The 16882-nt window shown below is 49.0% G+C and carries 17 protein-coding genes and 1 riboswitch; of the genes, 5 read left to right on the top strand and 12 right to left on the bottom strand.

What is annotated here, in order from left to right; genetic code table 11:
* Positions 1-163 precede the first annotated feature (163 nt).
* Positions 164-343, top strand: a complete 180-nt coding sequence (locus SHEWMR4_RS01495) for a hypothetical protein (protein ID WP_041408667.1) — start codon at positions 164-166, stop codon at positions 341-343.
* Here the strand turns inward: SHEWMR4_RS01495 and SHEWMR4_RS01490 are convergent.
* The 7 genes from SHEWMR4_RS01490 to moaA all read right to left on the bottom strand — a co-directional run bounded on the left by SHEWMR4_RS01490 (position 328) and on the right by moaA (position 5259).
* Positions 328-1431 carry an ABC transporter ATP-binding protein gene (locus SHEWMR4_RS01490; RefSeq protein ID WP_011621085.1) on the bottom strand — a complete coding sequence of 368 codons (1104 nt, stop codon included), beginning with the start codon at positions 1429-1431 and terminating at the stop codon, positions 328-330. The two genes, SHEWMR4_RS01495 and SHEWMR4_RS01490, sit on opposite strands and share 16 nt — an antisense overlap.
* Positions 1412-2092, bottom strand: coding sequence for a molybdate ABC transporter permease subunit (gene modB, locus SHEWMR4_RS01485; RefSeq protein WP_011621084.1), 681 nt, complete (start codon positions 2090-2092; stop codon positions 1412-1414). The genes SHEWMR4_RS01490 and modB overlap by 20 nt, the downstream gene beginning before the upstream one ends.
* Positions 2093-2100: 8 nt before the next feature.
* The gene (gene modA, locus SHEWMR4_RS01480) at positions 2101-2904 is read right to left on the bottom strand and encodes a molybdate ABC transporter substrate-binding protein (RefSeq protein ID WP_011621083.1); all 804 of its coding nucleotides are present in this window, start codon (positions 2902-2904) and stop codon (positions 2101-2103) included.
* 42 nt (positions 2905-2946) lie between these two features.
* The gene (moaE, locus tag SHEWMR4_RS01475; RefSeq protein ID WP_011621082.1) at positions 2947-3414 is read right to left on the bottom strand and encodes a molybdopterin synthase catalytic subunit MoaE; all 468 of its coding nucleotides are present in this window, start codon (positions 3412-3414) and stop codon (positions 2947-2949) included.
* Position 3415: 1 nt separating this feature from the next.
* Entirely contained in the window at positions 3416-3667 is a 252-nt protein-coding gene (gene moaD / locus SHEWMR4_RS01470) for a molybdopterin synthase sulfur carrier subunit (RefSeq protein WP_011621081.1), read from the bottom strand.
* A 19-nt stretch (positions 3668-3686) separates the two neighbouring features.
* Positions 3687-4166 carry a cyclic pyranopterin monophosphate synthase MoaC gene (gene moaC, locus SHEWMR4_RS01465; protein WP_011074083.1) on the bottom strand — a complete coding sequence of 160 codons (480 nt, stop codon included), beginning with the start codon at positions 4164-4166 and terminating at the stop codon, positions 3687-3689.
* Positions 4167-4278: 112 nt separating this feature from the next.
* A complete protein-coding gene (gene moaA / locus SHEWMR4_RS01460) occupies positions 4279-5259 on the bottom strand; it encodes a GTP 3',8-cyclase MoaA (RefSeq protein WP_041408666.1) in 981 nt (326 codons plus the stop codon).
* Positions 5247-5380: riboswitch (molybdenum cofactor riboswitch) on the bottom strand. Its footprint overlaps the gene before it by 13 nt.
* Before the next feature lie 252 nt (positions 5381-5632).
* Between moaA and SHEWMR4_RS01455 the strand changes: the two genes are divergently transcribed.
* A complete protein-coding gene (locus SHEWMR4_RS01455; RefSeq protein WP_011621079.1) occupies positions 5633-7282 on the top strand; it encodes an electron transfer flavoprotein-ubiquinone oxidoreductase in 1650 nt (549 codons plus the stop codon).
* 302 nt (positions 7283-7584) lie between these two features.
* Complete coding sequence (locus tag SHEWMR4_RS01450; RefSeq protein WP_011621078.1) at positions 7585-9501, top strand: methyl-accepting chemotaxis protein; 1917 nt, start codon at positions 7585-7587, stop codon at positions 9499-9501.
* An 82-nt stretch (positions 9502-9583) separates the two neighbouring features.
* Here the strand turns inward: SHEWMR4_RS01450 and SHEWMR4_RS01445 are convergent, their stop codons facing one another.
* The 4 genes from SHEWMR4_RS01445 to SHEWMR4_RS01430 all read right to left on the bottom strand — a co-directional run bounded on the left by SHEWMR4_RS01445 (position 9584) and on the right by SHEWMR4_RS01430 (position 13381).
* Positions 9584-9940: a DUF4870 domain-containing protein gene (locus SHEWMR4_RS01445; protein WP_011621077.1), complete on the bottom strand. Its 357-nt coding sequence runs from the start codon at positions 9938-9940 to the stop codon at positions 9584-9586.
* A 36-nt stretch (positions 9941-9976) separates the two neighbouring features.
* The gene (locus SHEWMR4_RS01440; RefSeq protein ID WP_011621076.1) at positions 9977-10672 is read right to left on the bottom strand and encodes an MOSC domain-containing protein; all 696 of its coding nucleotides are present in this window, start codon (positions 10670-10672) and stop codon (positions 9977-9979) included.
* 103 nt (positions 10673-10775) lie between these two features.
* A complete protein-coding gene (locus SHEWMR4_RS01435) occupies positions 10776-12233 on the bottom strand; it encodes a sensor domain-containing diguanylate cyclase (RefSeq protein ID WP_011621075.1) in 1458 nt (485 codons plus the stop codon).
* 308 nt (positions 12234-12541) lie between these two features.
* The gene (locus SHEWMR4_RS01430) at positions 12542-13381 is read right to left on the bottom strand and encodes a PfkB family carbohydrate kinase (protein WP_011621074.1); all 840 of its coding nucleotides are present in this window, start codon (positions 13379-13381) and stop codon (positions 12542-12544) included.
* 373 nt (positions 13382-13754) lie between these two features.
* Between SHEWMR4_RS01430 and SHEWMR4_RS01425 the strand changes: the two genes are divergently transcribed.
* Positions 13755-13946, top strand: coding sequence for a hypothetical protein (locus SHEWMR4_RS01425; RefSeq protein ID WP_227499221.1), 192 nt, complete (start codon positions 13755-13757; stop codon positions 13944-13946).
* Between the two features lie 8 nt (positions 13947-13954).
* Here SHEWMR4_RS01425 and SHEWMR4_RS01420 read toward each other — a convergent pair whose 3' ends face one another.
* Positions 13955-14350, bottom strand: coding sequence for a hypothetical protein (locus SHEWMR4_RS01420; RefSeq protein ID WP_041408665.1), 396 nt, complete (start codon positions 14348-14350; stop codon positions 13955-13957).
* 340 nt (positions 14351-14690) lie between these two features.
* On the opposite strand from SHEWMR4_RS01420, the gene ovoA reads away from it, so the two are divergent.
* Positions 14691-16790 (top strand): 5-histidylcysteine sulfoxide synthase, encoded by a 2100-nt coding sequence (gene ovoA / locus SHEWMR4_RS01415; RefSeq protein WP_011621071.1) that lies wholly within the window; start codon positions 14691-14693, stop codon positions 16788-16790.
* Positions 16791-16882 lie beyond the last annotated feature (92 nt).

Below are 16882 nucleotides of genomic sequence, written 5' to 3'. Positions count from 1 at the left end.
CAGCATGACATTTACCGTAATAAACCATCATTTAGCCATTTAAAATCACACTAATTGAATTTCAGCAGGTATTTTAGCGCATCTGTGTCGTCAAAAAGTACGATTGGCAATGCAATCCAGTTGTTCTAGAGTCAACTAAAAGGTCATTTGAATCGGAGTGCATATGAAACCAATTACACGCTGGATTAGCTTAAGCTTGCTACTGATAGCAGCATTAAGCGCTTACGCCTATGGCAATGCTACCAGTGCAATTACATTCATATTATTTGGCATGCTGCTGGAAGGAACTTTTTGGATAGGATTACTAGGTAAAAAAGCGTCTTTAACCTATTCTAAAATATGAATTTGCTCAGACTTGAGCGCAACCGTGGTTTGCATGCCCTTGATTAAGCCAAGCTTTTGCACGAGGTGGAGCGACACTTCCGTATTAAGCTGTAGCTTAGTCCCCGTGACATAACAGACGACGCGCACCGACTCGCCCATCACCAGTAAGGAGTCGATGGTGATATCTAACTTATTAAAACTACGGCATAAACGCCCATTCGTGATAGCGTTAAATCGAATACCTTGATTGGCGATCACCCAACGCACTTTACTGCCCACGCTGCGGTCTTTACCAAAATCACTGGCAATCAGTTGCTCGCCAAACTTCAGCCAAGTGATGTCCTTAGTGCGGTCTTGAAACACCACTTCGCCATCGAAAATATTCCTTATCCCCATCTGCCGCGCAACGGCCTCGTTACGTGGCCGCGATAACACCTCAAACGGCGCGCCCTGCTGCAACATCTGACCTTGGCTAATCAAGATCATCGAATCGGCCAGCAACAGCGCTTCATTTAAATCGTGGGTCACCATAATCACGGGGCAAAGCAGCTGCTCTTTTAGGCGGGCAAGCTCGAGGTATAAACGTTCGCGGGTTTCTCTGTCCACCGCCGAGAATGGCTCATCGAGCAACAACACCGACGGTTCACGGGCAAGGGCTCGGGCAAGCGCAACCCGTTGACGCTGACCACCAGAGAGATGCATAGGCAGCCTATCGGGCAGCCCATGGAGATTGACCCGCTCTAACCAGTCCTTCGCTCTGGCTATTCGCTCCGATTTGGGAATATGGTCGAGTCCGGCTACGACGTTTTCGAGCGTGGTAAGATTAGGAAATAGCCCAAAATGCTGTGGCATATAGCCGATATGACGCTGCTGCGGCGTTAGCGCGGTGCGACTCTTGTTGTCGAACCATGGCGTCTCACCAAACACAATTCTGCCCGCATCGGGATGATTTAGTCCTGCGATCATCCGCAGTAGCGTTGTCTTACCGCCGCCAGAAGGCCCGACGACAGCCAGCACCTCACCCGCCTTGCAGCTAAATTCGGCGCTCAGTTTTATGTGTTTATGGTTTTGGATCTGGCAGTGCAGATCAGCGATGATTTGCGCCACGCTGACCTCCTAAACGCCGCGATAAACTGGTGGTGAGCGCCAATGCGGTAATCGCGAATAACAGCAATACCAGAGACATAGTTCCTGCAGCACCAAAATCAAAGGCCTGAACACTGTCGTAGATGGAAATCGAGATAGTCTTGGTCTCGCCGGCAATATTCCCGCCCATCATCAACACGACCCCAAACTCACCGAGTACATGGGAGAAGCACAGCACTAAGGCGGTCAGCACCCCAGGCCACACCATAGGCAATTCAATTTTCAGCAGAATCTTAAGTTTGCTCATGCCGCAACAGGCTGCAGCATCGCGCACATCATGAGGAACAGCTTCAAAGGCGCGTTGTATCGGTTGCAGCGCAAAGGGAATATTCACCAGCACGGACGCCAGCACTAACCCCGAGAAATGAAACACTAACTGCTGCCCAGTTAGACGCTCTAACCATTGCCCTAACCAGCTTTGACTCCCTAGCCCCACCAGCAAGTAATACCCGATCACAGTCGGCGGTAAGACTAAGGGCACCATGATTAAGGCTTCAACCCAGGACTTACCCACAAACTGACGGTAGGCTAAGGCTCGGCCCGCCAGAATCGCCAGCGGGATCAGCACCAATACCGTGATGCTACTGAGCTTGACCGATAACCAGAGTGCCTGCCAATCCATTTAAGGCCTTACTGAGCGGGTAGACCAAATCCGTATTGCAGGAATACGGCTCTGGCGGCATCAGATTGAAGATATTGATAAAAACGCTCTGCGGTTGCTCCCGCTTTTGGCATCAAGGCCATGCGTTGATTGAGTGGCCCATGCAATTCTTCGGGCAAGGCAATCGCCTGACCTAAGGCCTTAAACTGTGGCGCTAAGGCAAGGGATAACGGAATAATCCCGCCTTGAGTGGAGCCACTCACGGCAAATTGCGCCGCTTGGGAGGCATTTTCGCCCAAGATTAACTTAGTTTGTAGGCCATCCCACAAGCCTAATTTTTGTAGGAGTTCGCGGGCGCGCTCCCCATAGGGCGCATGTTCAGGGTTAGCAATCGCAAAGCGCTCCAACTTATCCGCGGCGAGCAAGCTTTTTACTCCGTTCAGCTCGGCATCTAAGGTTAAGGGTGACTTATTTGGGGCCACTAAGGCTAGGCGACCGACCGCGTATTGCACGCCAGCATCGCGAGTAAAGCCTGCTTTCTGCAGCTCATGGATATAACGCTCATCGGCGCTGAGCAAGAGTTCAAACGGCGCACCATGTTGAATTTGCGCGACAAAATTCCCCGACGAGCCGTAGGAGACTCGCACCTTAAGCCCGGTTTCGGCGCTGAAGTTTTTAACAATATCATCTAGGGCAAACTTGATATTGGCGGCGGCCGCAATCGCTGGCACAGTCTCGGCGCGGCTAACGGCAGGCATCACAGCGACACAGCACGACAAGCCGAGAGCAAATACTAAACTCCAGATTTTGCCTAACCCTGTCACACTGTGCATAAACTCACCCTCACTCTCGCCTACGACTGACTCAGTCTTACGTTAGTCTTTGTGTTGCCACAATTTCGCCGCTTGCTCATCGGCGTCCTTGGCTTCGACCCAATTCTTGCCCTTGTCCCCGGCTTCTAATTTCCAGAAAGGGGCTTTGGTTTTCAAAAAGTCGATTAAGAATTCGCAGGCAGCAAAGGCCGCCTTGCGATGGGCACTGGTGACGCCGATAAACACAATTTGCTCACCCAGCGCCATAGTGCCCACACGGTGGATAACCGTAACTTTATTGAGTGGCCAACGCTCACGCGCCTCGGCCACGATTTGCTCGAGCACACGCTCCGTCATACCGGGATAGTGTTCTAAGGTCAGGTCCGTCACCACTGAACCGTCGTTAAAGTCGCGCACTTTGCCAACAAAAGTCACAACGGCGCCATCGCTATTGTCTTGGGCTAATTGGTGGTACTCGTCGGCCACATTAAAATCGACGGTTTGAACCCGCACATTTGGCAGTAAGCGCATATCAACCTCCAGTCACAGGCGGGAAGAAGGCGACTTCATCACCATCGCTCACTCGGGTATCCCATTGGCTGATGGTTTGATTCACCGCCACCAGCAATTTGTCCGAGGCTAACACTTTGGCCCATTTATCGTCGGTGGCCGCGAGTGTTGCGCGTAATCCTTCTGCGGTTTGTGTCTGCTCGCTCGCTTCAACACTCAGTTGGGCAGTTCCTAAAAGCTCACGAACTTGGGCAAAAAACAACACATTAATCATATTTTTATCTCGCTTTACGTTATTCAGCTTTAAAGTGTCCCGACTTGCCACCGCGTTTTTCGAGCAGGCGCACCTGTGAAATCACCATGTCTTTCTGCACGGCTTTACACATGTCGTAAATCGTCAGCGCTGCGACAGAGGCCGCCGTGAGCGCCTCCATTTCGACACCGGTTTTACCGGACAATTTACACAGGCTAGTGATGCGCACGCGATTGTGCTCAGGCTGTGCCTCAAGCTCGACTTCGACCTTGGTTAGCATTAATGGATGGCATAACGGAATTAAATCTGAAGTCTTTTTCGCCGCTTGGATCCCCGCGATACGCGCGGTGGCAAACACATCGCCCTTATGGTGGCTGCCGCTCATGATCATCTCGAGGGTCGTACTCGCCATCTCGATAAAGGCTTCGGCACGGGCCTCGCGCTCGGTCACGGCTTTCTCGGTCACATCGACCATATGGGCATTGCCGTCGGCGTTAATATGGGTAAATACATTGCTCATTGAAGCGATCCTTTAAACTGATGCCAAATTCAAGCATAGGGAAGTTAAGCGCCATCGCGAAATTTAACCTAATGAAAGATAACGCGATAAGCAGACTAAGACCTAAGTTAGATTAACCGCCAATCGAGGCTAGATGTTGCGTCACGCCAGTAATGCCCTGATGCAGATAATGGGTTTCCTTCTTCTGCGCCAGTTGACCGTGTAACCGCTCGATTAATTCCGCTTGCTGACTCGGGTGTTGCAGTAGATCACGCAAATCGATGCCAGACTCGGTAAAGAGGCACAAGTGCAGCTTACCCTTGGCCGAGACCCGCAAGCGATTACAGCTCGCGCAGAAGTTAGTGGCGTAGGGCATGATCAAGCCGATACGGCCCTTAAAGTCACTGTGGCTGAAGTTTTGCGCAGGGCCATCGTCGGCGCGAGGCGTATCTAATTGCCAGCCCTCAGCTTGCAACAGCGCTTTAATATCGGCACCAGCCAAATGGTGAGCCTGAAAATACTCGCGACCAAGGCCTGTTTCCATCAACTCAATAAAACGCAGATCGATAGGCGTGTGCTTAATCCAATTTAAAAAGCGCGGTAAATCTTTATCGTTCATGCCTTTGAGCAATACCGCGTTGACCTTCACCCGTTCAAAGCCCGCGGATAAGGCGGCATCTATGCCACGCATCACCTCATCGAACTTATTCTCGCCAGTGATCTGGTAAAACATCTTAGGATCTAAGCTGTCCACCGACACATTGATACGGCGTAGCCCTGCGTCGAACCACTCTTGGGCATGCTTCTCGAGCCTATACCCATTAGTAGTAGTGGCTACGGTATGAATTCGAGGATTGTCGGCGACCACTCGAATGATATCGGTAAAATCTTTACGCAGCGTGGGTTCGCCGCCAGTGATACGGATTTTTTGAGTGCCAACCTGGCTAAATGCGGACACAAGATTTTCTATCTCACTGAGAGATAAGAACTGTTGTCTACCATTCGGATGATAACCATCGGGGAGACAATAACTGCATTTGAAGTTACAAACGTCAGTGACTGACATTCGTAAGTAATGAAATTTACGACCAAAATTGTCTTGTAATTGAGACATGATCACCTTTCCAAGTGTGGGAGGCGAGTGCATTTCTTTACTCACCCCAGTGGCCTTATTGCCACGGCTACACCCCCATATCTGTCGACTTAGGTAGGCAAGCTCGGAGAACCGTCATTCGTGATTATAAGCCGAAAGTATTGCCTAGCTATACCCCCAAACAGGTATTTCTTGATCCGCTTCAAGTGAGCGTGAACAAACTGTGACAGCGCTCACCCAAAGATTTGTCATTAATTAGGCTAAACAGCCTGTTTAGCCCCTGTGCCCTGCGGTGATTTTGAGGTAAGGTGGACATCAGCAATAAAACGCCCGTTTACAAACAAACTACAACACCCGGTAAAAATCGGGGATATGCGAAGGAAGAGGTGAACTGATGGAACGCGAATCAATGGAATTCGATGTTGTTATCGTCGGCGCAGGCCCAGCTGGCTTGGCCACTGCGTGTCGGTTGATGCAGATATCACAGAGTTCAGGCAAAGAAATGACCGTCTGCGTGGTAGAAAAAGGCTCCGAAGTGGGCGCGCACATTCTATCTGGCGCCGTATTCGAACCACGAGTGTTAGATGAGCTATTCAGCGACTGGCGCGATTCAGGCGCTCCCGTCACCACAGCCGTGACCCACGATGAAATCTATCTACTCAACTCCGCCACCGACAGCAAACTGATGCCCAATGCGTTTGTGCCTAAAACCATGCACAACGAAGGCAACTATATTGTCAGCGTAGGTAACCTCTGCCGTTGGCTCGCGACCCGCGCCGAAGCGCTCGGCGTAGAAATCTTCCCAGGCTTTGCCGCCAGCGAATTACTCTTCAATGAAGATAACAGCGTGAAGGGCATCCTGATTGGCGACATGGGTATAGGTGCCGACGGCCAACCGAAGGACAGCTTTATGCCCGGCATGGAGCTACATGCCAAATATACTGTGTTCTCAGAAGGTTGTCGTGGTCACTTAGGCAAACAGCTGATCGCGAAATACCACTTAGATAATGGCAAGACTCCACAGCATTACGGCCTGGGCTTTAAAGAAATCTGGAAAGTCCCCGCCGAACAACACGAGCAAGGTAAAGTGGTGCACACAGGTGGTTGGCCATTAACCGATGGCGCATCGGGTGGCGGCTTCCTCTACCATATGGAAGACAACCAAATTGCCGTGGGGCTGATTATCGACCTCAACTACAAGAATCCCCATTTAAGCCCGTTCGATGAGTTCCAGCGTTATAAGACTCACCCAGTTATCGCCAAATACTTAACCGGCGGTGAACGTTTGAGCTATGGTGCTCGCGCAATCACTAAGGGCGGCCTGAACTCACTGCCGAAGATGAGTTTCCCCGGCGGTCTGCTGATTGGTTGCGATGCGGGTACCTTAAACTTTGCCAAGATCAAAGGCACCCACACCGCCATGAAGAGCGGTATTGTCGCGGCTGAAACCTTAGCCAAGGCGATGCTGGCCGAGGTTGAAGGCGGTAAAGATCTGGATTGTTTCCAAACCCATCTGGAAGAAAGCTGGTTACACGAAGAGTTATATAAGTCGCGCAACTTTGGCCCAGCAATGCACAAGTTTGGCACTTTCCTCGGCGGTGCATTTAACTACATAGATCAAAACTGGTTCGGCGGTAAGTTCCCTATCACCCTGCGTGATGAGCACCCAGACTATGCACAAATGGCCCCAGTAAGCGCCTACAGCAAGATTGATTATCCCAAGCCCGATGGCAAACTCAGCTTCGATAAGCTCTCTTCAGTCTATCTGTCGAGCACTTATCATGAGGAAGACCAACCTTGCCATCTGCGCTTAAAAGACAACAGCATCCCGCTCGGAATAAACCTGACGCAATTTAACGAGCCAGCCCAGCGTTACTGCCCTGCTGGCGTGTACGAAATCGTTGAAGAAGCCGGCCAGCCTAAGTTTGTTATCAATGCGCAAAACTGCATCCACTGCAAAACCTGCGACATTAAAGACCCTAGCCAAAACATTACTTGGGTGACGCCTGAGGGTGGCGGTGGTCCAAACTACCCCAATATGTAATCTAAATAGATAAGGCGCTCACTGAGCGCCTTATCTTTGCTTGCCTTCACGCCACACTTTGGTCACAATTGCGCCATAAAAATCACATGCTTCAAATCAGCAACTCATTTCCATCTATACTCTACATAACAAGATCTACCGCAAGAGCAACAGGTTAGGCCCAATAAATGTCTTGTACGCTGTTTTATTCGGCATTCGACCTAAACAAAGGTTAACTTTTAACATTTCTGTCCGATACTTGTTATTGGCTAGAAAACGTCGACCGATATTTCTAAACGTCTAACACAGGCATATTGATATTTATGATATTGAATAACCTAACTATTAAGCAGAAAATTCTGCTGACAGTGACATTTGCTGTGCTGCTGTCGACCGTACTCGTGGGCGTCCTCAGTCAGCGTAGTGCAAAAAGCGTGGTACAGCAGCGTATGCTCGGGTCGGAAATGCCCAGCCTAATGATGCAGATCCGCAACAAGATTGAGCTGGATATTTCGAGCTTAATGAATGCCGCCGAACAACTCGCCAGCAGCCGTATGTTACTGCAATGGCTTGAAAACGGTCGTCCACAGGAGCAAGAACCGCAAGTCGTTGCCCAGCTGAAGGACATCACCCGCCAATATCATTTGGCCCAAGCCTCCTACGCCGATAGACAAACCGCAGCCTACTACACTCAGGATGGTTTTTTACGCGTACTCACCCCAGCGCAGGATAGTTGGTTTTTTGGTTATCGCGACAGCGGCCAAGAGCGGATGCTTAACGTCTTTACCGAAGCCAATGGCGAGGTAAAACTCTTTATCAACTATCAGCAACCTAATGGCCGCGGACTCGTTGGCCTCGCCAAATCCCTCGATGATATGGTGCGCCTATTGGGCTCCTTTAAGATTGAAGAAACCGGCTTTGTTTACTTAGTCGATGCCAAAGGCGAGATAAAACTGCATCCCGACGCCAGCCAAATTGGCAAGAGCAGCCTCAAGAGCTTGTACTCAGGCGCCAATATCAGTTCATTACTCAATCGTAATGACTTCAACTTGATCGATACCCAAATCCAAGGTGAAAACACCTTCGTAGCCAGCAGCTATATTCCCTCCATGGATTGGTATCTCGTGGCACAAGTGCCTGAAGCCGAAGTGTTCGCCCTGCTAACGGATGCCGCCTACCAGATCTTAATTTGGACCTTAATCATTGCCGCGGGCTTTATCATGCTGGCGATTGTGGTGGCAGGTTCTGTAAGCCGCCCTATCGCACAAGTCGCGGCAATGTTCCGTGATATTGGCGAAGGTGAAGGCGATTTACGCCAGCGCCTCCCCGTTAAAGGTGAAGATGAAATTGCCCAGCTGGCACAAGGGTTTAATAGCTTTATCAGCAAAATCCAAGACTCAGTGATTGAGGTTGCACAGACCAGTGAACAGCTCGGCTTCTCGGCGAAGGATGTGTCTAATCAGGCGCAGCAAACCCTTGAAGACAGCCATGAGCAAAAAGATCGCACTATGATGGTCGTGACTGCCATTAATGAGATGGGTGCCACGGTAAATGAAATCGCCAGCAACGCCGCCCAAGCTGCTGTTGCGGCAAAAGATGCCGATACCGAATCCAATAGCGGCCAAGTGGTGGTGACCCGTGCTCGGGATACCATCAATCAACTCTCCCACGATGTGGAACAAGTCGGCGAAGTAATTGAATCCCTCGCGACTCATACCAAGTCTATCGGCGGCATTCTCGATGTGATCCGCGCGATTTCGGAGCAAACCAACCTGTTAGCCCTAAACGCCGCGATTGAAGCTGCACGTGCTGGTGAGGCGGGACGAGGCTTTGCCGTGGTAGCCGATGAAGTCCGTAATCTAGCATCGCGCACCGCCGCATCGACCAACGAAGTCCAAGGTATGATCGACAAGTTGCAATCCGAGGCCAGCCGAGCGGTGAATGCCATGGCCCAAAGCCGTGCGCGCTCCCACGAAGGGGTGGCCGCCGTCGATGAGGCCAGCCAATCTCTGGTAGGCATTAGTGACCGTATTGGCCTGATCAGCGATATGAACATTCAGGTGGCTGCAGCGACGGAAGAGCAATCGACCGTGGTAGAAGATATCAACCGCAACGTGACCGAAATTAACGAGATCACCCAGCGCACCGCCAGCACGGCACAGGCTGCGGCACAGGCGAGCTTAGCGCTAAACCAACTCGCCCACCGCTTAGACACCTTAGTGGCGAAATTTAAGGTGTAAGCCAAAGATGGGTTGAATCCAAACAACAACGCCTTAGCGAGTCTCTCCCTAAGGCGTTTTTATTGAATCGCTTTAAAAGCAATTAGTTATCGGAAAGGAACTTAATCGTCAGCGGATAACGATACACTTGCCCTTCGCTCGCCTTAATGATCCCAAGGATAGTGCAAACTAAGTCGAGAATACCGAGGATGATCAAGAAGATAAACCCAATGCCCACAAAGGCTAACAGCCCGCTGATAATCACATAGATCAACAGGCTTAATTTAAAGTTCAAGCAACTACGGCCGCATTGGTCGACAAAAGCCGACTCTTCACGTTTCATCAACCACATAATCAGTGGTCCGAGAATTGAGCCTAATGGCACTAAATAACCGATTAAACTGGAGGCATACACAAGTAAGCCAAAATCTCTTTCACTCTTAGTCACTGACTCAATCATTACACTTTCCCTGTATTATCGTTTGAAAAATAAAGTTTATTTACCTTTTGGCCCATACAAGCGCATCTGCCAATCTTCGACTTGCTGTGTCGCTAAGCGCCGCTGCAGGCTATTCACCCAGCTTTGTGCCAACCCTTCACAGGAGGCGAGTCTATCATAGGCTTTGGCATCGTATTCGGGTGAGAAGTACAACGCCATGGCCTCGGCGACACTGATATCGGTTTTACGCTCGACTAATTCTATCCTGTCGTTTAGCTGAATCACACCTGGGGTTAATACTCTGTAAAACCAACCGCATAGCTGACTCTGCTGCATGGCAAGGGCAAAGTCTCTATGGCCAAATTGCAGGTTCAATTTAAAGCAAGGTGAGCGCGGCTGAGTCACCTGCACTGTCACAGCGCCGATTTGCAGGATATCGCCGATATTGACCTCGGTTTCATTCAAACCAACAGTGCTGATGTTTTCACCCATGCTCGGCGCATCTTCGAGTTGGGTGATTAAATCCCAGCGGCGGTACTGACCATAATGCTCGCGAGGGAAATGATGCAGCACTCGGTCGAGTCCGCCATGGTGCTTAGGATCGGCTTGCGCATCGCCTTCGACATGATCGACATACACTCGCAACTGCTGCGCCGATTTTTTACCGTCGATACCAGTAGAAACACCGTCAATCTCTCGTAGAACCGCCCCTAAATACAAACCCGATAATCTATTTACCAACAAGGTCGACATTTATTACTCCTACTTCATCGCTATCCGTAGCCTATCTATAACTCAAGATTTTGCTCTTGATTCAAGACTTTGCCTTTGCAGACTCGGCCAGACTAACAGCAGATTACTGATTGAGAACCACCTGATTACGCCCCGATTCTTTCGCCTGATACAGGGCGAGATCCGCTCGCTTGATCAAATCTTCAGCAGGCTCGAGTTTTTGGTATTCGGCTACCCCAATACTCACTGTTATTGCTATGTGCACGCCATTCACTTTTAACTCGCGCTGGAAAATTAAATCTCGGAAATGCTTCGCTAATTCAGCAGCATGGCTAAGATCCATCTCTGGCAATAACACGATAAATTCCTCACCGCCCCAACGGCAAAGTATGTCCTGCTCTTTTAATTGACTACGCAGTAGGTTGGTGACGGTTTTGAGCACTAAGTCACCGACGCTATGGCCATAGCTATCATTCACTTTTTTAAAGTGGTCTATATCAATAAGCAGAATTGAAATGGGTGTCCGCGATAGTTTTGCTTTGTCTAATGCCTGATGGAAATATTCTTCAAATACTTGGCGATTCGCGGCGCCGGTCAGTTTGTCGGTTGAGGCCATGATCTCAAGCTTGCGCTGATAACGGCCTAAGGTCATGTTTGAAATCAGCAAAATCCCAATCGTTACCAGCAAACTTAAACCTAAGTTACTCCAAAAGGTATTCAGCAGTTCTTGCTCCTGCGGCGCATCTTCCTGCTCAACGATAAGATACCACTTGAACTCGGGTACTAAGCGGCTGTTTAGATAGGCAGTTTTACCGTTTCGCTGATAGCTAAAGGCCGCGCTCGGGCTAGTCAGAATCCGCGTGGCAAGCTGCTCGAGTCCGGCGCTAGTCTGTAATGAATCAGCACCGTCATACTCATCGCCATGGAGGGTGACATTACCCTGCCTATCGGTGAAAAATACCCGGCGATTGTAACGTTTCTGATAGAGTTCGATCAGTGCCTTAACCTTTTCAACCGCAAGGCCAACACCAGTGACGCCAATAAACTTACCGTCAAAATCGAAAACTTTGTAGTTAACAAATACGGTTGTTTTGGTCCGATCCGCGGTATCGGCATCGATATTTATTTCGTAATGTTCTGATTCGGGCAAAGAGCGAACGCGGAAATACCAGGCATCGTTTGGGTCGACATCTTGGATCTGCTTGAGCACTCCCGATGAGTGGTAATAATTACGGCTCTGCTCCGAGACAAAAAAGCTGGTGACTGTATCGTATTTATCTTGGATTTCTTTGAGATAACGGATCAGTTTTTCAGGCTCCTCTTCATGGTTTAGCATCCAATCACGCACAAAGGTATCCTGTGCCATAAGCGAGGAGATAAAGATAGGGCGAAGCAGATCCTGCTGAATTTCAGAATAAATATTGTCGCTGGTTAAGGGTAACGTATTGCTCTCAATCTGCTGGCTCAAGGAGTCATGGGCGACTTTGTAACTGATCCCACTGGTGACTAAAAAGGCCACCAGCAACAGCACTGACAACAACCAAATAAACTTCTTTTTATCATTCCAAACGTGATTGCCCATTTCCAACTCCAGCAACGATAGGCTTATTATTTTATTTCAACGAGATGCGTTGCCTGAATGTTAACGCAATCCCTCGCCGACCGCACAATATTTCCACAAAATGAACGTTCGGTAACGGAATAACATTATTCGAGCTAAAAAAATGCCCCGTTGGGGAAACGGGGCAAACATGCGAACCAACAAAATGGGAGAAAAGCACAAGAAAACGTTAAGGGACAAGAGCTATTCGTCACTGAACACACTCTAGCAAGCCTAAATGACAGAAAGATGACTTACCTTGCACGTCACATTGAGGCTCATCAGCCATTCTAACCTTCTAAATAGTGTTTCAATGCTTCACCGGGGATAGAGCTGTCGGTGGCCACGGCAAATGCTGCCCAAATCGCGCCTTCGGCCATGGCTTCGGTAATGGTTTTACCCGCGCAGAGTCCATGGATAAGCCCTGCGGCATAGGCATCTCCAGCACCTGTGGTATCAACCACTTCAGCTGGCACTGCGGGCACATGCTGAACATCATTTTGGGTATAAACCTTAGCGCCGCGTACACCATCAGTCACCACAAAATAGCGTAGCGATTCACCACCGATACTCACGCCATAATCCCATGAGGCGACATCACAGCGGCCTTGCATATCACTCACTGACGCAAGCAACACGTGGCAAGGACGAGGTCTGTCATCCTTCGCCAGTTGCGCCACGACAAGACAATGATCCAGCGCGGTTTTCGCCCAACTAACCGTGCCCTCAGCCGAGGTATTAAAATACAGCGCATCCCAATGTTGCCATTTGGGCGGCACTGCTAATTCAAAAACCGGACGCTGCGGACGAATGATGGTGCGCTCACCGTCGGGTGTCATCACCAGTAACATTTCACAGGTATTTCCCGCGCGGCGCTGCACTAAACGACAATCGAGTCCCTGAGTACTCGCCTCAGCAATAACCCAATCGCCCATTTCATCCCGCCCGACTTGGCTCACGAGTGCAACCCTATGGCCCGCCCACACCAGCCCAAGCCCGGTATTAGCGCCGCCACCGCCGAGCCTTTGTCCGCCATCTTGATAATGAAAGCGACCGCCCGTTTTCAATGGTTTATCAAGGATCAACACTCGGTCACAGTTAAGATTGGCCACCAGCAAAATATTTGCCATGACAGGACTCCATAATAAAAGAACAGACCGCGCTAACTCTCGGCGATGACTCGGTTAAAAGAGCCATCAATCTAGACCAAAACCTCAGGTGACACAATCGCAGCTATTCAAGGTGTTGAACCCCATCACGGCAGCCAATAGCAGTTTTTGCTGTAAGACTTTATCCATATTTGAATTCAGCGAGACAACCCACCCAGCACCTTAAACGTTAAATAAAACCACGCAATATACTGATAAATAATAAAAATACTCTTAAATGCGTGATTTTTAGACATTTATTAATAAAAGTGTCATCAAATGCCATCCCACACTAGATTAGAAAAAGGTTAAACTGGTTGTTCAAGGATGAAAGACGCAAGGAATGCCTATGCTAATGGATTGGTTGCATCAGGATATTGATGGACAAGAGCAATTACGCCGTTATCGACAATGTGTAGAAGAGTTTAACGAGTTAGAGTTTCATGACGCCTATGTCGCGAAGATTCAGCATGAATATCAGTTACTAAAAGCGTTATTTGAGGAGCAGTCGGTTCAGTCTTATGAGCCTGACTGCTCAGAAAAATAAGAGTGCGGTTAGTCGACCGCCTTAAAGGGAGAAAGCGAGGTAAACTTTACATCCAGTTGCCAATCTTGGATCACCATCTCAGATGGTTGCCAACTGTCATCAACCCACTCGTAAATCAGCCCAGGATCCTCCTCCGCATTGACCAACAAACGACGACCATCTTTTAGAACAATTGTATAATCAAGCCCCTGCGCATCCACACTCTCAATATCCCCCAAGACTTTGTGATGAATGCTTGAAATTGCGCCTGTCGCTTTCACTGCGTCAGTTTTTTTTGCTCCGCTGTAAAATCTCAGTGCCTCATTGGTAGCGGGTTTATGAAATACAAACTCTTCAGTCACGCCCACAACGATCGACGGATCAAGCTCATACCAAGCGGGTATCCATAATGCGTTCATTGCCATCCCGTTATATCCTGCATAATAATTTTACGGACGAGAACATTCTGCCTTAACCTTGGCAGATAAAATACTGGTCAGGGATAAAATAATTTTAACCTTCAGCAGACAATTTCTCCCAAGCGCTAACCCACATAGCTGCAATAAAAATGAAATCTTTACGGTCATATGCTCTACTTCGAGTTAGTGATTGGAGCCATGCTTACTTTCTGTTAGCTTGAAAAAAACAGCTCAATAACTGCCACATTTTGTTGATAGAGTGATCCAATAAACCCATGCCACGTATTGAGCCTGATAACCCATAGCCACCTTGATGGCATCTGCTTGCCCTATGGAGAAATCGAATATGCCAGTTTTGCAAACACCCAAACTTACGGGTGAGAATGAGGCGCTGAAACGTCAAGAGCTTAAGCAATACTTCAACCAAACATGGGCACTCTACGAATCCTTATTCGAGCTGATAAAGCTTGACGAGGCTTATTACGTCAAAGCCGAACCACTGCGCCATCCGCTGATTTTTTACTTTGGCCATACCGCCACTTTCTATATCAATAAACTCAAGCTGGGTAAGTATCTCGATGAACGAGTGAATGATCACTTTGAATCTATGTTTGCCATCGGTGTGGACGAAATGTCTTGGGATGACCTCGACGAAACCCACTATCAATGGCCAAGTGTCGCAGAGGTAAAGACTTATCGGGAGCAAGTCAAACAGGTCGTCAATCAACTGATTGATACCATGCCAATCACTCTGCCGATCAGCCAAGACAGTCCCGCTTGGGTCATCTTGATGGGCATAGAACACGAGCGCATTCACTTAGAGACCTCTTCCGCCATTATTCGCCAGCTTCCATTAGAGGATGTGTGTACCAATGCACAGTGGCCAGAATGTCAGGATGTTGGCAACGCCGAACCCAATCAACTACTTGCCGTGGCGGGAAAAAAAATCACCTTAGGTAAAAAAGAGCAAGACAACACCTATGGCTGGGATAACGAATACGGTAACAAGAGTTTTAAAGTCGCCGACTTTAAAGCCTCAAAGTACTTAGTGAGCAATCAAGAATACCTAGCCTTTGTCGAAGGGGGAGGCTATCAAACTCAAGACTATTGGAATGAGGAAGGACAAGCTTGGCTGGCATATACCCAAGCCCAAATGCCACGTTTTTGGCGCCGCCGCGATGATAAATGGTGGCAACGTAACCTCGCCAGCGAAATCCCCTTGCCGCTCAATTGGCCCGTCGAAGTCAATCAACTCGAAGCTAAGGCCTTTTGTAATTGGAAGGCGCGCCAAAGCCAGAGCAATATTCGCCTGCTCACCGAAGCCGAGTGGTATATCTTGCGGGAAAATGTACCGAGCGACGCCCCCGATTGGCATGAAGTTCCAGGCAATATCTCGCTAGCTTATTACGCCTCTTCCTGCCCGGTGAACCGCTTTAAACACAATGATTTTTATGACATTGTCGGCAATGTCTGGCAATGGACTGAAACCGCTATCGACGGTTTTAATGGTTTTGCCGTACATCCGCTCTACGATGATTTTTCGACGCCGACCTTCGATGGCAAGCACAATCTGATTAAGGGCGGCTCGTGGATCTCAACCGGCAATGAAGCCATTGCGGCTTCACGTTATGCCTTTAGGCGCCACTTTTACCAGCATGCAGGATTTCGTTACGTCGAGTCGTTGCAAAATCCAGAACAAATGGCCGAGGTGAATGTGTACGAAACCGATGAACTGATTTCCCAGTATTTAGAATTTCACTATGGCGCCGAGTACTTTGGTGTGCCTAATTTTTGTGTTAATGGGGTGCAACAAGCACTCAACGAGATCCAACTTGAGCACACCACCAAAGCCTTAGATATAGGTTGCTCAGTCGGACGCGCTAGTTTTGAGTTAGCCAAAGTGTTCGACCGCGTGGATGGCATCGACTTTTCGGCGCGCTTTATCCAGCAGGCTTACGCCCTGACCGAACAAGGCGAAAAACGCTACACCATTCGCACCGAGGGAGACTTACAGGAATTCAAGAGTGTCAGCCTTGCTAAACTGGGATACCTTGGCGAAGCCAAAAAAGTCAATTTTATCCAAGGGGATGCCTGTAATCTCAAGCCAATCTACACAGGATACGATTTGGTCTATGCCTCAAATCTCATCGACAGATTGAACGACCCTCAACATTTCCTCACCAGTATTGGACAACGCATCAATCAAGGAGGATATCTGGTTATCGCCTCGCCCTATACTTGGCTCGAAGACTACACGCCAAAGGATAAATGGCTTGGGGGGATTAAAGTCAAAGGGGAGAACTTCACTACTTTAGATGGGTTAACCGAAACCTTGATAGGCCAATTTGAACTGGTCGCGGTGAAAGAAATCCCCTTCGTTATCCGCGAAACCAAGCGTAAATTCCAGCATTCGATTTCAGAGATGACGATCTGGCGTAAGCGTTAGTTTTTCAAGATTAATCGTCGCCCTAAAGAAAAAATCCGCCAGATAATCCCTTCTGGCGGATGCATAACAAACGGCGCAGCAATAATAGTCAC

The sequence above is a fragment of the Shewanella sp. MR-4 genome, from assembly GCF_000014685.1.
Lineage (GTDB): Bacteria > Pseudomonadota > Gammaproteobacteria > Enterobacterales > Shewanellaceae > Shewanella.
This window is presented reverse-complemented; position numbering and strand designations above follow the sequence as displayed.